This is a genomic window from Streptomyces sp. NPDC096136, from assembly GCF_044763325.1.
Lineage (GTDB): Bacteria > Actinomycetota > Actinomycetes > Streptomycetales > Streptomycetaceae > Streptomyces.
This window is the reverse complement of the sequence record NZ_JBIWFZ010000020.1, coordinates 72788-95425: the sequence shown is the minus strand read 5'-3', so window position 1 is coordinate 95425 and position 22638 is coordinate 72788. Positions and strand designations below refer to the sequence as shown.

Genomic DNA, 22638 nt, shown 5'->3' with positions numbered 1-22638 from the left:
CAAGAGCATGAGCGACAACAGCCTGCGTCTGGTGTGGGTCTACCCCGACCTGCTCAGCACGTACGGAGACCAGGGCAACGCCCTCGTCGTGGAGCGCCGGGCGCGCCAGCGCGGCCTGGACGTGCAGCGCGTGGACGTGCGCAGCGACCAGCCGATCCCCACCTCGGGCGACATCTACCTGATCGGCGGCGGTGAGGACCGGCCGCAGCGGCTGGCCGCGGAGCGGCTGCTGCGCGACGGCGGCCTGGAGCGCGCCGTCTCGAACGGGGCGATCGTCTTCTCCGTCTGCGCCGGGTACCAGATCCTCGGCAAGGAGTTCGTCAACGACATGGGCCAGCGCCAGGAGGGGCTGGGCCTGCTGGACGTCGTGACCGTGCGCGGCGAGGGCGAGCGGTGCGTCGGCGACGTGCTCGCCGACATCGACCCGCGGCTGAACCTGCCGCCGCTGACGGGCTTCGAGAACCACCAGGGCGTCACGCACCTGGGCCCGACGGCCAAGCCCTTCGCCCGGACCCGCCTGGGCCGGGGCAACGGCACCGGCGACGGCACCGAGGGCGCGTACAACGACACCGTCTTCGGTACCTACATGCACGGTCCCGTGATGGCCCGCAACCCGCTGATCGCGGACCTGCTGCTGAAGCTGGCCCTCGACGTGAACGCGCTGCCGGCCATAGACGACCGCTGGTACGAGGCGCTGCGCGAGGAGCGCATCGCGGCGGCCACGCAGCCCGCGTAGCGCGCGGCGGCACCGAGCCGTACGGCATCAGGCCCGGACCCCCTCGGGGGTCCGGGCCGACGTGCTTTCGTACGATCTTCCGTTTCGTAGGTCCTCGATGTGGACGATGGTTCAGTCCAGCGGGAATCCGCTTGTAGGGTGACGGTTAGTTCCAACCGGACGACGTGGTCCGGTCGTCGGCCCACGTTGCAAAGGTTCTCTCTGCCATGCGCATTGGTGTGCTCACTTCCGGTGGCGACTGCCCCGGCCTCAATGCCGTCATCCGCTCCGTCGTGCACCGCGCCGTCGTCGACCACGGGGACGAGGTCATCGGCTTCCACGACGGCTGGCGCGGCCTGCTGGAGTGCGACTACCGCAAGCTCGACCTGGACTCGGTGGCCGGCATCCTGGCCCGCGGCGGCACCATCCTCGGCTCCTCCCGCGTCCAGCCCGCCCACCTGCGCGACGGCGTGGAGCGGGCCCGCGGCCACGTGGCGGACCTCGGCCTGGACGCGATCATCCCGATCGGCGGCGAGGGCACGCTGAAGGCCGCCAACCTGCTCGCGCAGGGCGGCCTGCCGATCGTCGGCGTGCCGAAGACGATCGACAACGACATCTCCTCCACCGACGTGACCTTCGGCTTCGACACCGCCGTCGGAGTGGCCACGGAGGCCCTGGACCGGCTGAAGACCACCGCCGAGTCCCACCAGCGCGTGATGGTCGTCGAGGTCATGGGCCGCCACACCGGCTGGATCGCCCTGCACTCGGGCATGGCGGCCGGCGCGCACGCCATCGTGGTGCCGGAGCGCCCCTTCGACATCGAGGAGCTGACGGCGATCGTCGGCGAGCGCTTCTCCGCCGGCAAGCGGTTCGCCATCGTCGTGGTCGCCGAGGGCGCCAAGCCGCGTGCCGGCTCGATGGACTACCAGCAGGGCGGCACGGACCAGTACGGCCACGAGCGCTTCGCCGGCATCGGCAACATCCTCGCCGTGGAGCTGGAGCGGCGCCTGGGCAAGGAGGCCCGTCCGGTCATCCTGGGCCACGTCCAGCGCGGCGGCACGCCCACCGCCTACGACCGGGTGCTGGCCACCCGCTTCGGCTGGCACGCGGTCGAGGCGGCCCACCGGGGCGAGTTCGGCATGCTGACGGCCCTGCGCGGCACCGACATCGTGATGGTCCCGCTCGCCGAGGCCACCTCGACCCTCAAGACCGTGCCGGACGCGCGGTACGACGAGGCGCAGACGGTTCTGTGATGTTCCACCCGTTCTGACCCCTGGTGCCGCCCCCGGACGCGATCGCGTCCGGGGGCGGCACTACTGTGGTGGGGCGCCACAGTCAAGGGAGAGAACAGATGGACCACAGCGGTCACGGCATGGACATGAACATGGATATGGACATGAACATGGACCTGCCGCCGTTCACCCTCGGGCGCGGCCTGGAGTTCTCCTTCGACGGCTTCTTCCTGTTCGGCTCCCTGATCGCGCTCGCCCTGTACGGATGGGGCGTGCTGCGGCTGCGCCGGCGCGGGGACGCCTGGCCCCTGGGCCGGACGCTCTCCTTCGTCGCCGGTGTGCTGACGGTGGTGCTGGTGATGTGCACCAAGCTGAACGACTACGGCATGGTCATGTTCAGCGTGCACATGGTCCAGCACATGGTGATCAGCATGATCACCCCGATCCTGCTGCTGCTCGGGGCTCCGGTGACGCTGGCCCTGCGCGCCCTGCCGCCCGCGGCCCGCGGCAGCAAGGGCCCGCGCGAGCTGCTCCTGATGCTCCTGCACAGCCGGTACATGCGGATCATCACGCACCCGGCCTTCACCATCCCGATGTTCATCGCCAGCCTCTACGCCCTGTACTTCACCCCGCTCTTCGACTTCCTGATGCAGAGCAGGGCCGGGCACATCGGCATGATGGTCCACTTCCTGGCCGTCGGCCTGATCTTCTTCTGGCCGATCATGGGCGTGGACCCGGGCCCGCACCGCCCCGGCTACGTGATGCGGATGCTGGAGCTCTTCGCGGGCATGCCCTTCCACGCCTTCTTCGGCATCGCCCTGATGATGGCCAGCGAGCCGATGATCAAGACCTACGCGAACCCCGCGGCCTCCCTGGGCATCGACGCGCTGGACGACCAGCACTGGGGTGGCGGCATCGCCTGGGCCTTCAGCGAGATCCCCTCCGTGCTGGTGCTGATCGCGCTGGTCTACCAGTGGTACCACTCGGAGCAGCGGGCGGCGAGGCGCTCGGACCGGGCCGCGGACCGCGACGGCGACAAGGAGCTGGCGGAGTACAACGCCTATCTCGCCTCGCTCCGAGGGCGCGGCCAGTAGCGCCGGAGCCCGTCGGCGCGCCACCATGGGGCATGAACGGATCCGTTAAGGCGATGGCCGTCACGACCCTCGCCGCCCTGGTGGCCGTCTCCACGTACTCCGTGGCCCTCGGCAGCAACGGCTGGCTGTGGTTCGGCTGGGTGGTGCTGGGGCTGCTGACCCTCGCCCTGGCCGCCTCCCGCAGCACCTGAGACCGGCCCGGGCCGGCACGGCCCGCTCCTCGCCACCGCATGGCTGATCCGTCCGTGGTCCGACCGTCGGGTGAAGGGAAGCGCCGGGTGTTCTACCACCTGCTCAAGCACGTCCTGCTCGGGCCGCTGCTGCGGCTGCTGTTCCGGCCGCGCATCGAGGGCCTGGAGAACGTCCCCGAGGAGGGGGCCGCGATCGTCGCGGGCAACCACCTGTCCTTCTCCGACCACTTCCTGATGCCGGCGATCCTGCGGCGCCGCATCACCTTCCTGGCGAAGGCCGAGTACTTCACCGGCCCCGGGCTCAAGGGCCGGCTGACCGCGGCCTTCTTCCGCAGCGCCGGGCAGATCCCGGTGGACCGCTCCGGCAAGGACGCCGGGCAGGCGGCGCTGCGCGAGGGGCTCGGGGTACTGGCGAAGGGCGAGCTGCTGGGCATCTACCCGGAGGGGACCCGCTCGCACGACGGGCGGCTCTACAAGGGCAAGGTCGGGGTGGCGGCGATGGCGCTGCAGGCCGGGGTGCCCGTCGTCCCGTGCGCGATGCTCGGCACCTTCGAGATCCAGCCGCCCGGCCAGACCCTCCCGAGGGTCCGGCGGGTCACGATCCGCTTCGGCGCCCCGCTGGAGTTCTCCCGGTACGCGGGGATGGAGGGCGAGCGGGCCGTGCTGCGCGCCGTCACCGACGAGATCATGTACGCGATCCTGAACCTCTCCGGCCAGGAGTACGTCGACCGGTACGCGGCCGAGGTCAAGGCCGAGGAAGAGGAGGAGCGGAAGAAGGCCCGGCGCACGAAGCGCTGAGCCTCCTCCCGCTCATCGGGGTTCCCGGGGTCCTAGCGGACGGCCGGGAGCTCCTCGCGCTTCGCGAGCTCCGAGGCCGGGGCCTGGGCGAGCGACTTCGCGGCGGCCGGGGCCGGCGGCACCGGAGTGGCGTGCGGGCCGCACTTCACGTCCTTGGCGTCGACCTTGCCGGTCAGCAGGTAGGACTCCACCCGCGTGTTGATGCAGGGGTTCACCAGGCTGGTGACGCCGTGCGAGCCGGCGTTCTGCTCGGTGATCAGGCGCGAGCCCGCCAGGCGGCGGTGCAGCTCGACACCGCCCTGGTACGGGGTGGCGGCGTCACGCTCGGACTGGACGATCAGGACCGGGGCGATGTTCTTCGCGCCGACCTCGATCGGGGTGCTCTGCTTGGACTTCCAGGTCGCGCAGGGCAGGTTCATCCAGGCGTTCGACCAGGTCAGGAACGGGTACTTCTTGTGCAGCTCGCTGTTGTCCCGGTCCCACTTGGCCCAGCTGGTCGGCCACTTGGCGTCGGCGCACTCCACCGCGGTGTAGACGGCGTTGCTGTTCTCGGACGCGGCGTTGGCCTTGGTGTCCGACATGTCCGGGGCGATGGCGTCGATCAGCGGCTTCTCGTCACCGGCGGCCCAGGCGCTGAAGGCCTGCGCGACCGGGACCCACGAGGAGTCGTAGTACGGGGCGCCCTGGAAGAAGCCGATGAGCTCGGCCGGGCCGACGACCCCGCCGAGCGGGTTGGCCTTGGCCTGGGCGCGCAGCTGCTGGTACTTGGCCTCGACCTTGGCGCGGGTGTCGCCGAGGTGGAAGGTGGAGTCGTACTTGGCGACCCAGTCCTGCCAGTCGTTCCAGCGCGTCTGGAAGGCGACGTCCTGCTCCAGGTTGGCCTGGTACCAGATGTTGTCGGTGTCCGGGTTGACCACCGAGTCGACGATCATGCGGCGGACGTGGCCCGGGAACAGGGTCGCGTAGACGCCGCCCAGGTAGGTGCCGTAGGAGACGCCGAGGTAGTTCAGCTTCTTCTCACCGAGGGCGGCCCGGACGACGTCCAGGTCGCGCGCGGTGTTGGTGGTGGTCATGTGCGGCAGCATCTCGCCGCTGCGCTCCTTGCAGCCGTCCGCGTACTCGGCGGCGAGCTTGCGCTGGGCGCGCTTGTCGGCCTCGTTGGAAGGGACCGGGTCGGCCTTGGGGGCCTTGACGAACTCCTGCGGGTCGATGCAGGAGATCGGCGCGGAGTGGCCGACGCCACGGGGGTCGAAGCCCACGAAGTCGTACGCCTTGGAGGTGTTGACCCACAGCGGGCTCTTGGTGGTGACCCGGCGCGGGAAGCGCATGCCGGAACCGCCCGGGCCGCCCGGGTTGTAGACGAGGGCGCCCTGGCGCTCCTCCTTGGTGCCCGTGCTGACCGCGCGGTCGACCGCGATGTCGATGGTCTTGCCGAAGGGCTTGGCGTAGTCGAGCGGGACCTTCACCCAACCGCACTGGATCGGCTTCTCGAAGCCCCAGTCGGCCGGGCAGTCCTTCCAGTCGATGCCGGTGCGCGCGGCGCGGGCGGCGGCGATCTGGGCGCCGGCCGCCTCCGCGGCGCCGTTGTCCTTGCCGGCCGAGGCGGCCGAGGCGGACGGCGCGAGCAGCAGGCCCGCGGCCAGCGCGCCGGTGATGAGAGTGGCGGCGCTCCCCAGCGTCGCGTTGCGTATCACGTGGTTGATCCCCCTGGTCATGTGCCGCGCGAGGCGGCCGGGTTGGGTCAGGGGGATCCTTTCGCCTGACAGGTACCCGGCAACAGAGCGAGGTCGAGTTCTTTGCCAACCCGATAACCGGAAACGGGTGTACCGCTGAGCGGTGTCCCATTCGCCCTGGATCCGCCCGCCCGTCACCCACCGGACACCCGCCGCCGGTACGGCCCTCACCAGCCGTACGTCCGGGCCGCCTCCTCCAGCAGCTCGCGCAGCCGCAGCGCGTCCGGGGCCAGGGCCGTCACCAGGACGGCCGGGCCGGCCAGCGGGGTGGCCGCCGCGAACTCCCCCAGCACCGCGGCCCGCGGCGGGTCCTGCTCGAACCGCGGGTCCACGACGAGGAGCTGGCCGAGCGCCCGGTGCCCGGCGATGCCGGCCGGCCCGTCCCAGCCGCCCGGGGCGCCGGGCCCGCAGGACAGCTCCTGGTCCAGCAGCGGGCGGCCGCCCCGGACCACCGTGAGGCGGCTGCGCAGCAGGCCGGGGGCCTCCCCGGCGCGTCCCAGCACCTGTTCCTCGCGCAGCACCAACCGGGCGGAGGGGGCCAGTTCGGCGCGGGTGGTGACCCGCAGGTCGCTGCCGCGCACCGAGACGAGCGGCTCCGGCAGCCAGCGCACCTGCGACTGCGCCGCCAGCTCCAGCCGTACGTCGTACCGCGCGCTCTCGCCTCTGCGGCCGGGCAGGGCCAGGGTGGCGGCCGCCGAGCGCAGGGCGAGCCGTGCGCCCGGTCCCGCGTCCGCCTCCACCGTGAGGTGGTCGCCGCCGAGGGGGGCGCTCATCGCGCCGACCAGCATCACGCCCGCCTCGGCGCCCTCGCCCCGGACCCGGCGCAGGGCGAGCGGCCCTTCCCCGGCCAGCACGGGCAGGGCGGTGCCGCCGCGCCCGTCGGCGGCCGCGGCGATGCGGGCGGTGGCCCGCAGCCCGGCCGGCGGCAGGGCTGCGGGGGGCGTGACGGCCGGTGGCGCGGCGGCGAGGGGTGCGGCGGTCACCGTACGGCCCAGGCGGCGAGCCGCTCGCGCACCCAGCCGGCCACCGGGGCCACGCCCTCGTCCCCGCGCAGGGACTGGAAGGCGACGGGCAGGTCCCCGCGCTGTTCGGCGGCGTCGCGCGCCATCCGCTCCAGGTCGGAGCCGACGTAGGGGGCGAGGTCGGTCTTGTTGACGACGAGCAGGTCGGCGGTGGTGACCCCGGGGCCGCCCTTGCGCGGGATGTCGTCGCCCCCGGCCACGTCGATGACGAAGATCTGGGCGTCGACCAGGCCCCGGGAGAAGGTGGCGGTCAGGTTGTCGCCGCCTGACTCGACGAGGATCAGGTCGAGGGGGGCGGTCCCCAGGTGGGCCTCCTCCAGTTCCTCCACGGCCTCCAGGTTGGCGGAGATGTCGTCGCGGATGGCGGTGTGCGGGCAGGCTCCGGTCTCGACCGCGCTGATCCGCTCGGGGGGCAGGACCGCCTCGCGGAGCAGGAACTCGGCGTCCTCCCGGGTGTAGATGTCGTTGGTGACGACGGCCATGGACAGTTCGGCGCGCAGGGCCCGGCAGAGCGCGGCGACGGTCGCGGTCTTCCCGGATCCGACGGGTCCGCCGAGTCCGATGCGCAGGGCGCGGCGGCTGCCGTCGGCGCGCAGGGCCGCGGCGCCGTGGGTGTGCCGGTGGGGGTACGTCACGTCGTGGTCGAGGTGCACGGCAGGTCTCCTTGGGGATGGTCGGTGGTGGGGGCGCCCGCGCTCAGGAGGCGAAGAGGCGTACCGCCCAGTCGGCATGGGCCTGCGCGGCGATCTCCAGCAGCGGCGAGGAGGCCGCGGGCAGCACGTCCGCGCCCTCGGTGCGCGCGAGCAGCGCGGCCTCGGCGGCCCGGGCGGCCACGGCGTCGAGCTCGGGGGCCAGGCCGGCCAGGACGGCGCTCGCCTCGAAGGGGTCGAGGCCCAGCAGCCGCACGGTGGCCGTGGCCGGCCCGCTGACGCTCTCGTACACCGCCACGTGCGCGGCGTCCAGTGCGCCGAGCCCCGCGGCCCGGGCGGTGACGCCGAGCACCACGGGCTGGTGCGCCCCGCGCGGGAAGGCGGCGGCCAGCGCGTCGAGTTCGGCGGCGGGCCAGGTGGCGCGGGCGGCCCGCAGCAGCTGCCGTCCGAGCCGGCGGGCGGCGGCGCGCAGTGCGGGCGAGGGGGTGCGGGCGTCGGCGGCGGCGTCGAGGTCCGCCGGGTCGAGGCCGAGGGCGGCCGCCGCGGCGAGGGCGGCGGCGGTCAGCCCGGCGGTGTGCAGCCGGCCCCGGCAGAACTGGGCCAGGGTGGCGGCGTCGTGGATCCGGCCCGCCTTGCAGGCGGCCTCCGCCCCGCCGGAGTGGGCGTGCCCTCCGGCGGGGAAGCGGCCGTCCGCCAGGACGAGCAGCGCGGCGAGGCTCATCGGCCGGGGCTCCTCGGCATGCGGTGCTTCATCAGGAGCGGTCCTTCGTCGTTCGTCAGAAGAGGAAGTAGCGCTGTGCCATGGGCAGCTCCGCGGCGGGGGCCGGTTCCACGACCTCGCCGTCGATGCTGACCGTGAAGGTGTCGGCGTCGACCTCGACCCTCGGCATGGCGTCGTTGTTGCGCATGTCCGTCTTGCTCGTCTTGCGGGTGCTCTCGATGGCCGTGAACTGCTTGGCGAGGCCAAGCCGTTCGGGCAGGTGGTCGTCGAGGGCGGCCTGTGAGGTGAAGTTGAGCGAGTTCAGGCCGGGTGCGCGTCCGACGGCTCCGTACATGGGCCGGGGCAGGACGGGCTGGGGGGTGGGGATGGAGGCGTTGGCGTCGCCCATCTGCGCGTACGCGATCTGGCCGCCCTTGACGACGACCTCGGGCTTGACGCCGAAGAAGGCCGGGTTCCACAGCACCAGGTCGGCGAGCTTGCCGACCTCGACCGAGCCGATCTCGCGGGCGAGGCCCTGGGCCACGGCGGGGTTGATCGTGTACTTGGCGACGTAGCGGCGGGCCCGGTGGTTGTCGGCGGGGCCGTCACCGGGGAGGAAGCCGCGCCGCTTCTTCATCACGTGGGCGGTCTGCCAGGTGCGCATCACGACCTCGCCGACCCGGCCCATGGCCTGGGAGTCGGAGGAGATGATGGAGATGGCGCCGAGGTCGTGGAGGACGTCCTCCGCGGCGATGGTGGAGGGCCGGATCCGGGACTCGGCGAAGGCGAGGTCCTCGGGGACGGCCGGGTTGAGGTGGTGGCAGACCATCAGCATGTCGAGGTGCTCCTCGACGGTGTTGACGGTGTGCGGCCGCGTCGGGTTGGTGGAGCTGGGCAGGATGTTGGGCTCGGAGACCACGGTGATGATGTCCGGGGCGTGGCCGCCGCCCGCGCCCTCGGTGTGGTACGAGTGGATGGTCCGCCCGGCGATGGCCGCGAGGGTGTCGCCCACGAACCCGGCCTCGTTGAGGGTGTCCGTGTGGATGGCGACCTGGGTGCCGGTCTCGTCGGCGACGCCCAGGCAGGCGTCGATGACGGCGGGGGTGGCCCCCCAGTCCTCGTGGATCTTGAAGCCGAGGGCGCCGCCGCGCAGCTGGGAGTACATGCCCTCGCGGGACATGGTGTTGCCCTTGCCGAGCAGGCCGATGTTGACGGGGTAGGCCTCCAGCGCGGCGAACATCCGGGCCAGGTGCCAGGGGCCGGGGGTGACGGTGGTGGCCTTGGAGCCCTCGGCGGGCCCGGTGCCGCCGCCGACGAGGGTGGTGATGCCCGAGGCCAGGGCCTCGTCGACGACGGTCGGCGCGATGAAGTGGATGTGGGTGTCGATGGCGCCGGCCGTGACGATCTTCCCGTTGCCCGCGATGATCTCGGTCTCGGGCCCGATGACCAGGGCGGGGTCCACGCCGTCCATGGTGTCGGGGTTGCCCGCCTTGCCGATGCCGCAGATGCGGCCGTCGCGGATGCCGACGTCGGCCTTGACGATGCCCCAGTGGTCGAGGACGACCACGCCGGTGATCACCGTGTCGGGGGCGCCTTCGGCGCGGGTGGTACGGGCCTGTCCCATGGACTCGCGGATGACCTTGCCGCCGCCGAAGACGGCCTCGTCGCCGGAGTGGCCGGGGCCGCCGCTGAGGTCCTGCTCGATCTCGACGAAGAGGTCGGTGTCGGCGAGCCGGATCCGGTCGCCCCGGGTGGGGCCGAACAGGTCCGCGTAGGCCTGGCGCGAGATCTCAGCCATCGAGGGGTCCTCCGGTCTCCCCGCGCAGCCCGGGTACGGTGCGCAGTCCGCCGAGCGGTACGAGTTCCACCGCGACCGGGATGCCCGGCTCGAAGCGGACGGCGGTGCCGGCGGCGATGTTCAGGCGCAGGCCGTGCGCGGCCCGCCGGTCGAAGTCGAGGCCGGGGTTGGCTTCGGCGAAGTGGTAGTGGGAGCCGACCTGGACGGGCCGGTCGGCGGCGTTGAGCACGGTGAGGCGGGTGACGGGACGGCCTTCGTTGAGGCGCACGGGACCGTCCCCATAGGCGATTTCGCCGGGGATCATGGGGATCGCGCCCTTCAGATGATCGGGTCGTGGACGGTGACGAGCTTCGTGCCGTCGGGGAAGGTCGCCTCGACCTGGACGTCGTGGATCATCTCGGGGATCCCCTCCATGACCTCCGCCCGGGTGAGCACCTCGCGGCCCGACTTCATCAGCTCGGCGACGGTCCGGCCGTCCCGGGCCCCTTCGAGGAGGTGGGAGGTGATCAGGGCGACGGCCTCGGGGTGGTTGAGCAGGACCCCGCGCGCCCTGCGCTTCTCGGCCACGTCGGCGGCCACGTGGATCAGCAGTCTCTCTTGTTCGTGTGGTGTCAACTGCACCTGTATCACCAAGCTTCCGGGACATGATCGTCATCGCGCCGTGGCGACCGTATCGGCCGTCAACACTTTGTTGACCTGCGCATATCCATGCCAAGCATGTCTTGCCCAACGCAGAGCGAGGCTTTCCGTCCCGATCACCGGCGCTTTACCGGCCCATGGGAGGCCATTGGCGCAAGCCCGCGGGCCACACCCTAGGGGCGGTACTTTTCCGCCGGGTTAACCCATGTTTCCGGCAGGCGCCCGGTTCATCCCGCCGGGGGCCGCGCCCCCGTCTTCGTATACGGCCGCCGCACCCCTGCGGTTCAGCGGCCGCGCGCCGCCCCGGCGGGCGCGCCGGCCGGCCAGGGCAGGGAGATCCAGACGGTCTTGCCGCCGTCCTCGGTGGGGCTGACCGACAGCCGGCCGCCCGCCTCCGCCGCCAGCCAGCGGATGATGACCATGCCGCGGCCGTTGTCCTGCTGGACGGCCGCGGGGAGCCGCCGGGGCCAGCGCGGGTGGCTGTCGGTCACACCGACGCGCAGCCACTCCTCGCGCTCCAGGCGCAGGTCGACGGTGAAGGTGGGCGACTGCCCGAAGGTGTGCTGGACCGAGTTGGTCGCGAGCTCCGAGACCACCAGGCGCACGGTGTCGGCGGTGTCGGCGTCCTCGGGGAGCCCCCAGTCGCTCAGGACCTGCGCGGCGTAGCGGCGGGCGGCGGCCACCGAGACCGGGTCGCTCGGCAGGGTGACGGATGCTTCCAGCTGATCTGCCATGGCGACGTCCCTTTCCCACCGGGACGGAGCCGCCCCGGTTCTGCGCTGAGCGCCAGAGTGCCATCCATCGTCCCGCCGTTTCCTGCGTTCCCCCAAGATATGCATATATCTGTCGCCCAATGCGGTGAACTCTGCTACGGAAGAGCGTATTTGGACGGCAGACTGGTGCGATCTGTGCCGGTGGAAGGAGAGCGGGTATGCAGCACGGTCCCGCGGTGCGCCGGCGCAAGCTCGGCGAGGAACTGCGCGCACTGCGCGACCGCACCGGGCTCACGAGCGGCGAGGTGGCCCGCATCGTGGGATGGCACCAGTCGAAGGTCAGCCGTATCGAGACGGGCCGCAGTGGCGTGAAGACGCAGGACATCCGGCTGCTGCTGGACGCCTACGGGGACGTGGTGAGCCCCCAGCAGCGCGCCCTGCTGGAGGCCCTGGGCGCTTCGGCGGCGGGGCCCGCGGCGGGCGGCGAGGAGGCGCGCGGCCGCCAGTGGTGGCACGACTACCGGGGCCTGCTCCCGCAGGAGTACCGGGACTTCATCAGCCTGGAGGCCGGGGCCCGCTCGGCGCGGACGGTGGAACTCTCGGTGGTTCCGGGCCTGTTGCAGACCCCGGAGTACGCGCGGGCCGTGACCCGGGCGGCGCTGGGCGGGCTTCCGGAGCCGAAGGTGGACGCGCTGGTCGACGTACGGCTGGCCCGGCAGGCGGTGCTGCGGGCGGATCCCCCGCTGGAGCTGAGCGCCGTGCTCGACGAGGCGGTGCTGCGCCGGCAGATCGGCGGGCCGGGGGTGATGCGGGAGCAGCTGCGGCACCTCGCGGAGGTGGCACGCCTGCCCCAAGTGCACCTCCAGGTGCTGCCGTTCACCGTGGGGGGCCATCTCGGCCTGACCGGACCGTTCGTCATTTTCTCATTTCCGAACATCGCCGATCTGGATGTGGTGGTGCTCGACCATTTGACGAGTAGCCTCTATCTGGAGCGGAAGGAAGACCTAGAGGCGTACAGCGCCGCGTTCCGCACCATCCAGGCGCACGCCCTCCCGCCCCGTGACTCGTCGGATCTCATCAGCTCACTCGCTGACGACGCGTAAGGAGGCACCCCCGTGTCCGCAACCCCCTTATCCACCGGCGGACTTCTGAACAGCGCGCGGTGGCGGCGGAGCAGCCGCAGCACCGGAATGAACAACTGCGTGGAGGCGGCCGCCCTGAGCGGCGGACTGCTGGCCGTCCGCGACTCCAAGCGGACGAACGGCCCGGCCGTGCTCTTCACCGGGCCGGCCTGGGACGGCTTCCTCGCCTCCGTACGGACGGACGTGCGCGTGTGACGTCCTACCGCTGAACCGGGTCCGTGGCCCCGGCCGGAGCGGTCCGCAGGACCGTGTCGACGGCGCGGCCGATCTCCTCCCCCGTGAGATCCGCCCGGGCCGTCAGCCGCAGCCGGGAGATGCCGTCCGGCACCGACGGCGGACGGAAGCACCCCACGGACAGTCCCTCCTCGCGGCAGTCGGCGGCCCAGCGCAGTGCCGCCGCGGCCGACGGGGCCCGCACCGACACCACGGCCGCGTCCGGCCTGGCCGCGGTCAGGCCGGACGCGGTGAGCCGCCCGTACAGCTCGGCGGCCACCTCCCGGACCCGGGCCGCGCGCTGCGGCTCCCGCCCCAGCAGGCGCAGGCCCGCCAGCGCCGCGCCCGCGGCGGCCGGGGCCAGCCCGGTGTCGAAGATGAAGGCGCGGGCGGTGTTGACCAGGTGCCGGATCACCTTGGCCGGCCCCAGGACCGCTCCGCCCTGGCTGCCCAGCGACTTGGACAGGGTCATCGTCGCGACCACGCCGGGCGCGCCCGCGAGCCCGGCGGCGCGCAGGGCGCCGCGGCCCCCCTCGCCGAGGACCCCGAGCCCGTGCGCGTCGTCCACGAGCAGGGCGGCGCCCGCCTCCCGGCAGGCCGCTGCGTACGCGGCGAGCGGGGCGGCGTCCCCGTCGACCGAGAACACCGAGTCGGTCACCAGCAGGGCGCGGCCGCCGTGCCCGGCGAGGACCTTGCGGACCTGTTCCGCGTCCCCGTGCGGGGTCACCTCCACCTCCGCCCGCGAGAGCCGGCAGCCGTCGACGATCGAGGCGTGGTTCCCGGCGTCGGAGACCACCAGGGCGCCCCGGCCGCTCAGCGCGGTCACCGCGGCAAGGTTCGCGGCATATCCGGACGAAAGGACCAGGGCCGCCTCGAAACCGGCGAAAGCGGCCAACTCCCGCTCCAGTTCGGTGTGCAGCTCGGTCGTCCCCGTGACCAGGCGCGATCCGGTGGCCCCCGCACCCCAGCGCTCGGCCGCCGCACAGGCGCCGCGCACGGTCTCGGGGTGCCGCGAGAGGCCGAGGTAGTCGTTGCTCGCGAGGTCCAGGAGGGGCGAGTCCGCGGGGCGCGGGCGCAGGGCCCGCACCAGTCCCGCCTCCTCGCGCCGGCGCTCCGCGCCGTCGATCCAGGCGAAGACGTCCTCGGGCTGCGGGGTGGGCTGGGTCATCGGCGGTCCTCGCGTCGCGTCTCGCGATGTGTCTCGCGATTTGTCGGCAGTCGACAGATCTGCTCGACCCTATCCGCCCGTGACCCCAGGGGCCGGTGTGGCGATCCACACACTCCCTTCCGGCCATGTTGTCCGTTCTCTCCTTGGCCGGGAGTGGTCGCGTGGGACAGGATCGGGCGCATGGACCTGCTGAACACCCTGGTGGAAAAGGGACTGCGGCGCGAGCTGCCGACCCGCGAGGAGGCGCTCGCCGTTCTGGCGACCTCCGACGACGAACTGCTCGACGTGGTGGCCGCTGCCGGCAAGGTGCGCCGCCAGTGGTTCGGGCGTCGCGTCAAGCTGAACTACCTGGTCAACCTGAAGTCGGGGCTCTGCCCCGAGGACTGCTCGTACTGCTCCCAGCGCCTGGGGTCGAAGGCCGAGATCCTCAAGTACACCTGGCTGAAGCCGGACGAGGCCTCCCAGGCCGCCGCGGCCGGCGTCGCCGGCGGCGCCAAGCGGGTCTGCCTCGTGGCGAGCGGGCGCGGCCCGACCGACCGCGACGTGGCCCGCGTCGGCGAGACGATCGCCGCCATCAAGGAGCAGAACGAGGGCGTGGAGGTCTGCGCCTGCCTGGGCCTGCTCTCCGACGGCCAGGCCGAGAAGCTGCGCGACGCGGGTGCGGATGCCTACAACCACAACCTCAACACCTCCGAGGCCACGTACGGGCAGATCACCAAGACGCACACCTACGCCGACCGCGTCGACACCGTGCAGAAGGCGCACGCGGCGGGCCTGTCGGCCTGCTCCGGCCTGATCGCCGGCATGGGCGAGAGCGACGAGGACCTGGTCGACGTCGTCTACTCGCTGCGCGAGCTGGACTCGGACTCCGTCCCGGTCAACTTCCTGATCCCCTTCGAGGGCACCCCGCTGGCCAAGGAGTGGAACCTCACCCCCCAGCGCTGCCTGCGGATCCTGGCGATGGTCCGGTTCGTCTGCCCCGACGTGGAGGTCCGCATCGCCGGCGGCCGCGAGGTGCACCTGCGCTCGATGCAGCCGCTCGCGCTGAACATCGCCAACTCCATCTTCCTCGGCGACTACCTCACCAGTGAGGGCCAGGCCGGCCAGGCCGACCTCGACATGATCGCGGACGCCGGCTTCGAGGTGGAGGGCGCCGGCACCACGACCCTGCCCGCGCACCGCGCGGACGCCGCCGCGGCCGCTGCCGCGGCCCACGCGGGCGGCGTGTGCGGCTCCGCGGCGGGCTCCGGCGGCTGCGGGCCGGCGGCCGACGCGGAGGCCCCCGGCTGCGGTTCGGCCTGCGGCGGCTGCGCCGGGCACACCGCCGGGGCTCCGGCCGAGGCGCGGGCCGAGGCGCCGGCGCAGGCCGAGCCGGGCGAGGTGCGGCCGGACCTGGTGGCGGTGCGCCGCCGCGGAGCGGGGACGGACCTCGCCCCCAATGCGTGACCCGTACCCCCTGCACGACCCGCTCGACCCCGCTTCCGCCACGGCCGGCCTGCTGGCCCTGGACCGGCAGCACGTCTGGCACCCGTACGGCCCGATGCCCGGGCGGCAGGAGACCCTCGTGGTCTCCTCCGCCTCGGGGGTCCGGCTGCGCCTCGCCGCCCCGGCACAGGGGCGGGAGGAGCTGGTCGACGGCATGTCCTCCTGGTGGTCGGCCATCCACGGCTACAACCACCCGGTGCTGAACGAGGCGGCCTCCGCCCAGCTGGGCCGGATGTCGCACGTCATGTTCGGCGGGCTCACCCACGAGCCCGCCGTCCGGCTGGCCGCCCGGCTCGTCGAGATCACCCCGCCCGGGCTGGAGCACGTCTTCCTCGCCGACTCCGGGTCGGTGTCCGTCGAGGTCGCCGTCAAGATGTGCCTGCAGTACTGGCGTTCGCTGGGCCGGACCGGCAAGACCCGGCTGCTGACCTGGCGCGGCGGCTACCACGGGGACACCTGGCAGCCGATGGCCGTCTGCGACCCCGAGGGCGGCATGCACGAGCTGTGGCAGGGCCACCTGCCCCAGCAGGTCTTCGCGGACGCTCCGCCCGGGGACTTCGACACCCCCGTGGACCCGGCGTACACCGCGCACCTGCGCGCGCTGGTCGCCGCGCACGCGGACGAGCTGGCCGCGGTGATCGTCGAGCCGGTGGTGCAGGGCGCGGGCGGGATGCGCTTCCACAACCCGGGCTACCTGCGGGTGCTGCGCGAGCTGTGCGACGAGTACGGGGTCCTGCTGGTCCTGGACGAGATCGCTACGGGCTTCGGCCGTACGGGTGCGCTGTTCGCGGCCGACCACGCGGGCGTGACCCCGGACGTGATGTGCCTCGGCAAGTCCCTGACCGGCGGCTACCTCACGCTCGCCGCCACCCTGTGCACGGAGCGGGTCGCCGAGGGGATCTCGCAGGGCGAGGTCCCGGTGCTCGCGCACGGGCCGACCTTCATGGGCAACCCCCTCGCCACGGCCGTGGCCCTGGCCTCCGTCGACCTGCTGCTCGGCCAGGACTGGGCGGGCGAGGTCGGGCGGATCGGGGCGGGCCTGCGGGAGGGCCTGGCGGAGGCCTCCGGGCAGCCGGGGGTCAAGGACGTACGGGTGCTGGGCGCGATCGGCGTGATCCAGCTGGACCACCCGGTCGACGTCTGGGCCGCCACCCGGGCCTCGGTCCGGGAGGGCGTGTGGCTGCGCCCGTTCCGCGACCTGATCTACACCATGCCGCCGTTCGTGACCGGCGACGCCGACGTCGCCCGTATCTGCCGCGCGGCCGTCGCCGCGGCCCGGGAGGGCTGAGATGTCCGTGATCGTCGTGTCCGGTACGGGCACGGAAATCGGCAAGACGGTGGTCACCTCGGCCATCGCGGCGGCGGCCGTGGCCGCCGGCCGGTCGGTGGCGGTGCTCAAGCCCGCGCAGACCGGCGTGGGACCGGCCGAGCCGGGGGACGCGGCCGAGGCCGTGCGCCTGGCCGGTCCGTCCGTGACCGCGCGGGAACTGGCCCGCTACCCCGAGCCGCTGGCCCCGGACACCGCCGCGCGGCGCTCCGGGCTGGCGACGCTCGCCCCGGCGCGGATCGCCGAGGCGGCCGAGGCCCTGGCGGGGACGCACGACCTGGTGCTGGTGGAGGGCGCGGGCGGGCTGCTGGTCCGCTTCGACGAGGAGGGCCACACCCTGGCCGACGCCGCGCGGCTGCTGGCGGCTCCGGTGCTGGTGGTGGCCCCGGCGGGGCTGGGCACCCTCAACTCCACGGCCCTGACGGCCGAGGCCCTGACCGCGCGGGGGCTGCGCGGGCTGGGCGTGGTGGTGGGCAGCTGGCCGGCCTCCCCCGACCTGGCCTCCCGCTGCAACCTGGCCGATCTTCCGAAGGCCTCGGGCCTCCCGCTGCTGGGCGCCGTCCCCGAGGGCTCCGGCACCCTGCCGCCGCCCGCCTTCCGCGAGGCCGCCCCGGGCTGGCTGGCCCCGCGGCTGGACGGCACGTGGTCGGCGCAATCCTTCCTGGCCGCCTGGCCGGCCTGACCCGGAGACGGGCCACCCGGGGGGTTCTGACCCGAAGACGGGCCGCCCGGGGGGGTCCTGCCCCGGGGACGGGCCGCCCGGGGGGCCTGATCCGGGGACCGCGGGGCCGGTTCGGTACCGGACCGGTTTCGCGGCGGGGCGGGGCGGGGAACAGGCCCCGGTGGGCACAGGCGATCCCGTGTGCCCGCGTGTCAGCCCCCGACCCGCGCCCGGAGGCCGCCCCATGCCCACCCATGTGCCCGATCCCGTCCACCACCCCTGCTTCGCCCGGTTCTACGCCCGCGCCAGCGCCGCCGCCGAGACCCGTGCCGGGATCGGGGCGCTGCGCGAGGATCTCCTGCGGGGGGTGTCGGGCCGCGTCATCGAGATCGGAGCCGGCAACGGCCTGAACTTCGCGCACTATCCGCGCTCCGTCTCCGAGGTCGTCGCCGTCGAACCGGAGCGCACCCTGCGCCGGCTCGCGGCGGCCGCCGCCCTGCGTGCCGAGGTGCCGGTGGACCTCGTACCGGGTGTCGCCGAGGCCCTGCCGGTCAAGAGCGAGGCCTTCGACGCCGCCGTCGCCTCGCTGGTGCTGTGCACCGTGCGGAACCTGCCGCGCGCCCTCGGCGAGCTGCACCGGGTGCTGCGTCCGGGCGCCGAGCTGCGGTTCCTGGAGCACGGGATCGCCCCCGGTCCGGGGATGGCCTCGGTCCAGCGGGCACTCGACCGGACGGTCTGGCCGCGCCTGTTCGGCGGCTGCCACACCGCCCGCGACCCGCTCGCCTCGATCGAGGCGGCCGGCTTCCGGATCGTCTCCCACCGCTCCTTCCGCCTGCCCGAACGCGGCCCGTCGCTCCCCACCTCGTACTGCGTCATCGGCTCGGCCCGCCGCTCCCACGACTAGCGGGTGGTGCCCCGGGGAGGCGTGCGGCGCGCCTCCCCGGGACGAGGGGGTGGGATCAGGCGGCCGCCAGGCTGATCTGGTCGTTGAAGACGACCCACTTCTGGCCCTGGTCCGCGGAGTCGCACGGCTTGGTGGAGACGTTCGGGGTGCCCCAGGCGTTGGCGAAGCAGTAGGCCGGGGCGAAGGTCAGGGCGATCTGCTGACCGGAGACGTTCCAGTACTGCCCCTGGTCGTTGGGGTTGCACGGCTTCGTGGTGACCTGCGCGGTGCCCCAGGCGTTGGCCAGACAGTAGCCGCGCGCGTTGGTGAGGGCGATCTGGTTGCCCGAAACGGTCCAGTGCTGGCCCTGGTCGGCCGCGTCGCACGGCTTCGAGGAGACGTTCGGGGTGCCCCAGGCGTTGGCGAGGCAGTAGCGGCCGGGGACGGCGGCCTGCTGCGCGGTGCTCGCCGCCCCCGCCCCGCCGGCCGGCAGGAGGGAGGCGGCCAGTGCCAGCGCGGCGAGGGCGATGGTCTTGCGGAAGGCGGTTGCCATGATGCGGATTCCATTCTCGATGCAGGCCGGCGCGATGGGCGCACGACCGGAATGAGGTGTATTCGGCGCGGATCCGAGCGCAGGGAAATTGATATCAGCAATCGCCGACCGGTCCATGAAATCCGCCCGCCCGTTCACCCGAAGCGCGCAGTCCACGGATCATCCGATGATCACCGATCATGCCCCCCACCAGCGCATTGCCACGAGCACACCCCAACGCCGGGCCGGAATGAATTCCTTTTCGTCACGCACGCGACCGGTCACGCCCAACCCGCCGAAACGTTCCGTATATAGGGATTCACATACCCCGCCTCTCCCGGGTGGGCGATATCGAGCCAATATCCTCGGAACAAACGCTTCGGCACTGCGGCCCGTGACCGGAAATGCCCTGCCCGGCCCCGGCCGGGCCGCCGGTGACGCCCGCACCCTCGACGGCGACCCCAGGTCACCTTTGCCTTTCCTTTACCCTGTACTCGGGGGTCCTCCCGGGCCCCTCGGAAGCCCCCCCGATCCCTCCCGACCCGAAAGGTGTGAGCGTCCGCCCATGGGCGAGCCTCCCGGTCCCCGGCATCCCCGCGCGCGACACCGCGCGGCACCCCCCGTCCTGGCCGATCATGGGACGGAGGTGATCGACCGATGACCGAAGTGCTCCTGCTCGTCGTGGCGCTGCTGCTCTGCCTTGCCTGCGGGGTCTTCGTCGCCGCCGAGTTCTCGCTGACCACCGTCGAGCGCAGTGAGCTCGAGCGGGCCGTGGAGCGCGGCGAGCGCGGCGCGGACAGCGCCCTGGCCGCCGTCCGCAGCCTGACCTTCCAGCTCTCCGGCGCGCAGCTCGGCATCACCGTGACCGGCCTGGTCATCGGCATGATCTCCAAGCCGTCGATCGCCGCCCTGATCTCGGGCCCCCTCGAGGCCATCGGCCTGTCCGCGGCGGCCGCCTCCTCCACCGCCCTGGTGCTCGGCACGGCCTTGTCCACCGTGGTGCTGATGGTGGTCGGCGAGCTGGTCCCCAAGAACTGGGCGATCTCCTCCCCCCTGGCCGTCGCCAAGCGCGTGGCGACGATGCAGCGGGTCTTCAGCCGTACCTTCAGGCCGCTGATCAGCCACCTCAACAGCACCGCCAACCACCTCGTCCGCCGGTTCGGGCTGGAACCCGCCGAGGAGCTGGCCTCCGCGCGCAGCCCCGAGGAGCTGGTGGCGCTCGCCCGGCACTCCGCCAGGGCGGGCGCGCTGGAGAAGGACACGGCGGAGCTGTTCGTGCGGACCCTGAACCTGGCCGACCTCACCGCGGAGAACGTGATGACCCCGCGCGTGCAGGTCACGGCCCTCGACGTGCAGACCACCGCCGAGGACGTGGCCAACGCGACGATGGCCACGGGCCTGTCGCGCTTCCCCGTCTACCGGGGCAGCCTCGACACGGTCGTCGGGACCGTCCACATCAAGGACGTCCTGGCCCTGCCCGCCGAGGAACGCCGCGGCCACCCGGTGTCGCAGCTGCTGCGCGAGCCCCTCCTCGTACCGGAGTCGCTGACCGTCGACCGGCTGCTGGACCGGCTGTCCGGGAAGCAGACGATGGCCGTGGTGATCGACGAGTACGGCGGCACGGCCGGCGTGGCCACCCTCGAGGACATCGTCGAGGAGGTCGTCGGCGAGGTCCGCGACGAGCACGACCCGCACGAGACCGCAGACCTGGCACCGGCCGGCACGGACGAGCACGGCCGGACCCTGTACTCCGCCGACGGCGCCGCGCGCACCGACCAGCTCCGCCGGATCGGACTGCGCGTCCCGGAGGGCCCGTACGAGACCCTGGCCGGGCTGATAGCCGCCGAGCTGGGCCGGATCCCGGCCGTCGGGGACCGGCTGGAGCTGGACGGCTGGCGTCTGGACGTGGTCGACGCGAGCGGCCGGCGCGCCGCGCGCGTGCTGCTGCACATGCCGACCGAGGTGCCCGGCGACACGGGCCCGGAGGGGGACCGATGACCGCGATCCAGCTGCTGATCGGCCTGGCGACCCTGGTCGTCAACGCCTTCTTCGTCGGCGCGGAGTTCGCGCTGATCTCGGTCCGGCGCAGCCAGATCGAACCGTACGCCGAGCAGGGCGACCGCCGGGCCCGTGCGGTCGTGTGGGGCCTGGAGCACGTGTCCGCCCTAATGGCGGCGGCCCAGCTGGGCATCACCCTGTGCACCCTGGTGCTGGGCGTGGTCGCCGAGCCGGCCATCGCGCACCTGCTGAGCCCGCTCCTCGACGCCATCGGGGTGCCCTCCGGGGTGACGCACGCGATCTCCTTCGTGATCGCGCTGGCGCTGGCCACCTACCTGCACATGCTGTTCGGCGAGATGGTGCCCAAGAACGTGGCGCTGGCCGAGCCGGTGCGCACGGCGCTGCTGCTGGGTCCGCCGCTGGTGGCGATGACCCATGCGCTCAAGCCGGTGATCTTCGCGATCAACGCCTTCGCCAACGCCCTGCTGAAACTGCTGCGAGTGGACACGAAGGACGAGGTCGCGGCCACCTTCTCGGACGACGAGCTGGCCAGGATGGTCAAGGACTCCAGCGACGCCGGGCTGATCGACGACCGGGCGAGCGAGCGGCTGCACGACGCCCTGGAGCTGGGGCGGCGGCCCGTCGCGGACGTGGTGATGTCCGTGGACCGGGTGGTCACGGCCCGGCAGGGCATCACCGCCGCCGCGCTGGAGCGGCTGTCCGCCGAGTCGGGCTACTCCCGCTTCCCCGTGGTCGACGGGCAGCGGCGGATCCTCGGCTACCTGCACGTCAAGGACGCCCTGGACGCGTTGGAGCGGGACGAGCCCTTCCCGGTGTCGGAGCTGCGCCCCATCGCACAGGTACGGGCGGAGACCCCGCTGGACGACGTGCTGACCGCCATGCGGGCCAGCCGTACGCACCTGGCGGCCGTCCTCGGCGCCGACGGGGCCATGACGGGGCTGGTGACGATGGAGGACGTCCTGCGCGAGCTCTTCGGCAGGCCGGCCTCGGCGTAGCCCGTCCGCCCGGTGGCACCCGGTGGCGGTGGCCCCGGCCCTGCGGGGCCGGGATACCGCGCGGTAGCATCGCTGCGCCATGGGGATGAATGCGTCTTACACCAGTTTCGTCGCGGTCGGCGACTCCTTCACCGAGGGGATGTCCGACCTGCTCCCGGACGGCTCCTACCGGGGCTGGGCCGACCTCCTCGCCGCCCGGCTGGCGGCGCGCGAGCCGGACTTCCGCTACGCGAACCTCGCAGTGCGCGGGAAGCTGATCGGACAGATCGCCGAGGACCAGGCACCGGCCGCGGCCGCGATGCGCGCGGACGTGGTGACCCTGGTGGGCGGGCTGAACGACGCGCTGCGCCCCAGGGTGGACATGGGACGCGTCCGGGGCCACCTGGAGGCCGCGGTGGAGCTGCTGGCCCCCTCCTGCGGGCGTCTGGTCCTGATGCGCTCGCCGGGCCGGCAGGGTCCGGTGATGGAGCGCTTCCGGCCGCGCATGGAGGAGCTCTTCGGCATCCTGGAGGAGCTCGCCGCACGCCACGGCGCACTGCTGGTGGACCTGTACGGGGCCCCGGTGCTCGGGGACCCGCGCCTGTGGGACGCCGACCGGCTGCACCTGACGGCCGAGGGGCACCGGCGGGTGGCCGAAGCCGTCTGGCAGGCCCTGGGCCTGCCCGCCGAGGACGACTGGGCGGCCTCCCTGCCGCCGGCCTCCGCCCCGGGGTGGGGCGTGCGGCGCACCGAGGACCTGCGCTTCGCGCAGCGGCACCTGCTGCCCTGGATCGGCCGCCGGCTCACGGGCCGCTCCTCGGGCGACGGTCGCCCCCCGAAGCGGCCGGAGCTTCTGCCATACGCAACCCCGCCCCTCTTGTAGCAAGCCACAATTGCAGGTGGTGCCCCCACCTGCGTAAACGCACAGCTCCGGCCCCAGTAGAATCCC

General features: G+C 73.1%; 24 protein-coding genes. 14 read left to right on the top strand and 10 right to left on the bottom strand.

From position 1 onward, the window contains the following. The first annotated feature begins 7 nt into the window (after window positions 1-7). The 5 genes from ACIRBY_RS30860 (at window position 8) to ACIRBY_RS30840 (ending at window position 4030) form a co-directional block, all read left to right on the top strand. A complete protein-coding gene (locus ACIRBY_RS30860; RefSeq protein WP_042809884.1) occupies window positions 8-736 on the top strand; it encodes a type 1 glutamine amidotransferase in 729 nt (242 codons plus the stop codon). 206 nt (window positions 737-942) lie between these two features. After that, window positions 943-1968 carry a 6-phosphofructokinase gene (locus ACIRBY_RS30855; protein ID WP_403906730.1) on the top strand — a complete coding sequence of 342 codons (1026 nt, stop codon included), beginning with the start codon at window positions 943-945 and terminating at the stop codon, window positions 1966-1968. 98 nt (window positions 1969-2066) lie between these two features. Next, a complete protein-coding gene (locus ACIRBY_RS30850) occupies window positions 2067-3041 on the top strand; it encodes a cytochrome c oxidase assembly protein (protein WP_403906727.1) in 975 nt (324 codons plus the stop codon). 32 nt (window positions 3042-3073) lie between these two features. Then, entirely contained in the window at window positions 3074-3232 is a 159-nt protein-coding gene (locus tag ACIRBY_RS30845) for a hypothetical protein (RefSeq protein ID WP_042814717.1), read from the top strand. A gap of 87 nt (window positions 3233-3319) precedes the next feature. Beyond that, a complete protein-coding gene (locus tag ACIRBY_RS30840) occupies window positions 3320-4030 on the top strand; it encodes a lysophospholipid acyltransferase family protein (RefSeq protein WP_403906724.1) in 711 nt (236 codons plus the stop codon). Window positions 4031-4062: 32 nt separating this feature from the next. On the opposite strand, the gene ACIRBY_RS30835 is transcribed toward ACIRBY_RS30840, so the two are convergent. The 8 genes from ACIRBY_RS30835 to ACIRBY_RS30800 form a co-directional block, all read right to left on the bottom strand. Continuing rightward, window positions 4063-5724, bottom strand: a complete 1662-nt coding sequence (locus ACIRBY_RS30835; RefSeq protein WP_403906722.1) for an alpha/beta hydrolase — start codon at window positions 5722-5724, stop codon at window positions 4063-4065. Window positions 5725-5930: 206 nt separating this feature from the next. After that, window positions 5931-6692, bottom strand: coding sequence for an urease accessory protein UreD (locus ACIRBY_RS30830; protein ID WP_403906868.1), 762 nt, complete (start codon window positions 6690-6692; stop codon window positions 5931-5933). Window positions 6693-6742: 50 nt separating this feature from the next. Next, complete coding sequence (gene ureG, locus ACIRBY_RS30825; RefSeq protein WP_403906720.1) at window positions 6743-7438, bottom strand: urease accessory protein UreG; 696 nt, start codon at window positions 7436-7438, stop codon at window positions 6743-6745. A 43-nt stretch (window positions 7439-7481) separates the two neighbouring features. Continuing rightward, window positions 7482-8156 carry an urease accessory protein UreF gene (locus ACIRBY_RS30820; protein ID WP_403906718.1) on the bottom strand — a complete coding sequence of 225 codons (675 nt, stop codon included), beginning with the start codon at window positions 8154-8156 and terminating at the stop codon, window positions 7482-7484. Window positions 8157-8211: 55 nt separating this feature from the next. Continuing rightward, a complete protein-coding gene (locus ACIRBY_RS30815) occupies window positions 8212-9933 on the bottom strand; it encodes an urease subunit alpha (protein ID WP_403906716.1) in 1722 nt (573 codons plus the stop codon). Further along, a complete protein-coding gene (locus tag ACIRBY_RS30810; RefSeq protein ID WP_042809350.1) occupies window positions 9926-10237 on the bottom strand; it encodes an urease subunit beta in 312 nt (103 codons plus the stop codon). The genes ACIRBY_RS30815 and ACIRBY_RS30810 overlap by 8 nt, the downstream gene beginning before the upstream one ends. A gap of 14 nt (window positions 10238-10251) precedes the next feature. After that, on the bottom strand, window positions 10252-10554 hold the full coding sequence (locus ACIRBY_RS30805) for an urease subunit gamma (RefSeq protein ID WP_403906714.1): 303 nt from the start codon (window positions 10552-10554) through the stop codon (window positions 10252-10254). A 302-nt stretch (window positions 10555-10856) separates the two neighbouring features. Beyond that, the gene (locus tag ACIRBY_RS30800; RefSeq protein ID WP_403906711.1) at window positions 10857-11306 is read right to left on the bottom strand and encodes an ATP-binding protein; all 450 of its coding nucleotides are present in this window, start codon (window positions 11304-11306) and stop codon (window positions 10857-10859) included. A 197-nt stretch (window positions 11307-11503) separates the two neighbouring features. On the opposite strand from ACIRBY_RS30800, the gene ACIRBY_RS30795 reads away from it, so the two are divergent. Then, window positions 11504-12388 carry a helix-turn-helix transcriptional regulator gene (locus ACIRBY_RS30795; RefSeq protein WP_366454242.1) on the top strand — a complete coding sequence of 295 codons (885 nt, stop codon included), beginning with the start codon at window positions 11504-11506 and terminating at the stop codon, window positions 12386-12388. Window positions 12389-12400: 12 nt separating this feature from the next. Next, the gene (locus ACIRBY_RS30790) at window positions 12401-12622 is read left to right on the top strand and encodes a DUF397 domain-containing protein (RefSeq protein WP_403906709.1); all 222 of its coding nucleotides are present in this window, start codon (window positions 12401-12403) and stop codon (window positions 12620-12622) included. A 4-nt stretch (window positions 12623-12626) separates the two neighbouring features. Here ACIRBY_RS30790 and ACIRBY_RS30785 read toward each other — a convergent pair whose 3' ends face one another. Beyond that, complete coding sequence (locus tag ACIRBY_RS30785; RefSeq protein WP_403906706.1) at window positions 12627-13808, bottom strand: 8-amino-7-oxononanoate synthase; 1182 nt, start codon at window positions 13806-13808, stop codon at window positions 12627-12629. A gap of 180 nt (window positions 13809-13988) precedes the next feature. On the opposite strand from ACIRBY_RS30785, the gene bioB reads away from it, so the two are divergent. The 4 genes from bioB to ACIRBY_RS30765 all read left to right on the top strand — a co-directional run bounded on the left by bioB (window position 13989) and on the right by ACIRBY_RS30765 (window position 18185). Further along, window positions 13989-15254, top strand: a complete 1266-nt coding sequence (bioB, locus tag ACIRBY_RS30780; protein WP_403906704.1) for a biotin synthase BioB — start codon at window positions 13989-13991, stop codon at window positions 15252-15254. After that, a complete protein-coding gene (locus ACIRBY_RS30775) occupies window positions 15247-16581 on the top strand; it encodes an adenosylmethionine--8-amino-7-oxononanoate transaminase (RefSeq protein WP_403906701.1) in 1335 nt (444 codons plus the stop codon). The genes bioB and ACIRBY_RS30775 overlap by 8 nt, the downstream gene beginning before the upstream one ends. 1 nt (window position 16582) lies before the next feature. After that, window positions 16583-17302 carry a dethiobiotin synthase gene (bioD, locus tag ACIRBY_RS30770; protein ID WP_403906699.1) on the top strand — a complete coding sequence of 240 codons (720 nt, stop codon included), beginning with the start codon at window positions 16583-16585 and terminating at the stop codon, window positions 17300-17302. A 223-nt stretch (window positions 17303-17525) separates the two neighbouring features. Further along, window positions 17526-18185, top strand: a complete 660-nt coding sequence (locus tag ACIRBY_RS30765; RefSeq protein WP_403906696.1) for a class I SAM-dependent methyltransferase — start codon at window positions 17526-17528, stop codon at window positions 18183-18185. Window positions 18186-18240: 55 nt separating this feature from the next. On the opposite strand, the gene ACIRBY_RS30760 is transcribed toward ACIRBY_RS30765, so the two are convergent. Then, window positions 18241-18717, bottom strand: coding sequence for a ricin-type beta-trefoil lectin domain protein (locus ACIRBY_RS30760; RefSeq protein WP_403906694.1), 477 nt, complete (start codon window positions 18715-18717; stop codon window positions 18241-18243). A 636-nt stretch (window positions 18718-19353) separates the two neighbouring features. Between ACIRBY_RS30760 and ACIRBY_RS30755 the strand changes: the two genes are divergently transcribed. From ACIRBY_RS30755 to ACIRBY_RS30745, 3 genes are all read left to right on the top strand, one after another. Then, window positions 19354-20694: a hemolysin family protein gene (locus ACIRBY_RS30755; RefSeq protein WP_403906692.1), complete on the top strand. Its 1341-nt coding sequence runs from the start codon at window positions 19354-19356 to the stop codon at window positions 20692-20694. Next, window positions 20691-21710, top strand: a complete 1020-nt coding sequence (locus ACIRBY_RS30750; RefSeq protein ID WP_403906689.1) for a hemolysin family protein — start codon at window positions 20691-20693, stop codon at window positions 21708-21710. Before ACIRBY_RS30755 ends, ACIRBY_RS30750 begins: the two co-directional genes overlap by 4 nt. A 79-nt stretch (window positions 21711-21789) precedes the next feature. Continuing rightward, window positions 21790-22572 carry an SGNH/GDSL hydrolase family protein gene (locus ACIRBY_RS30745; RefSeq protein ID WP_403906686.1) on the top strand — a complete coding sequence of 261 codons (783 nt, stop codon included), beginning with the start codon at window positions 21790-21792 and terminating at the stop codon, window positions 22570-22572. Window positions 22573-22638 lie beyond the last annotated feature (66 nt).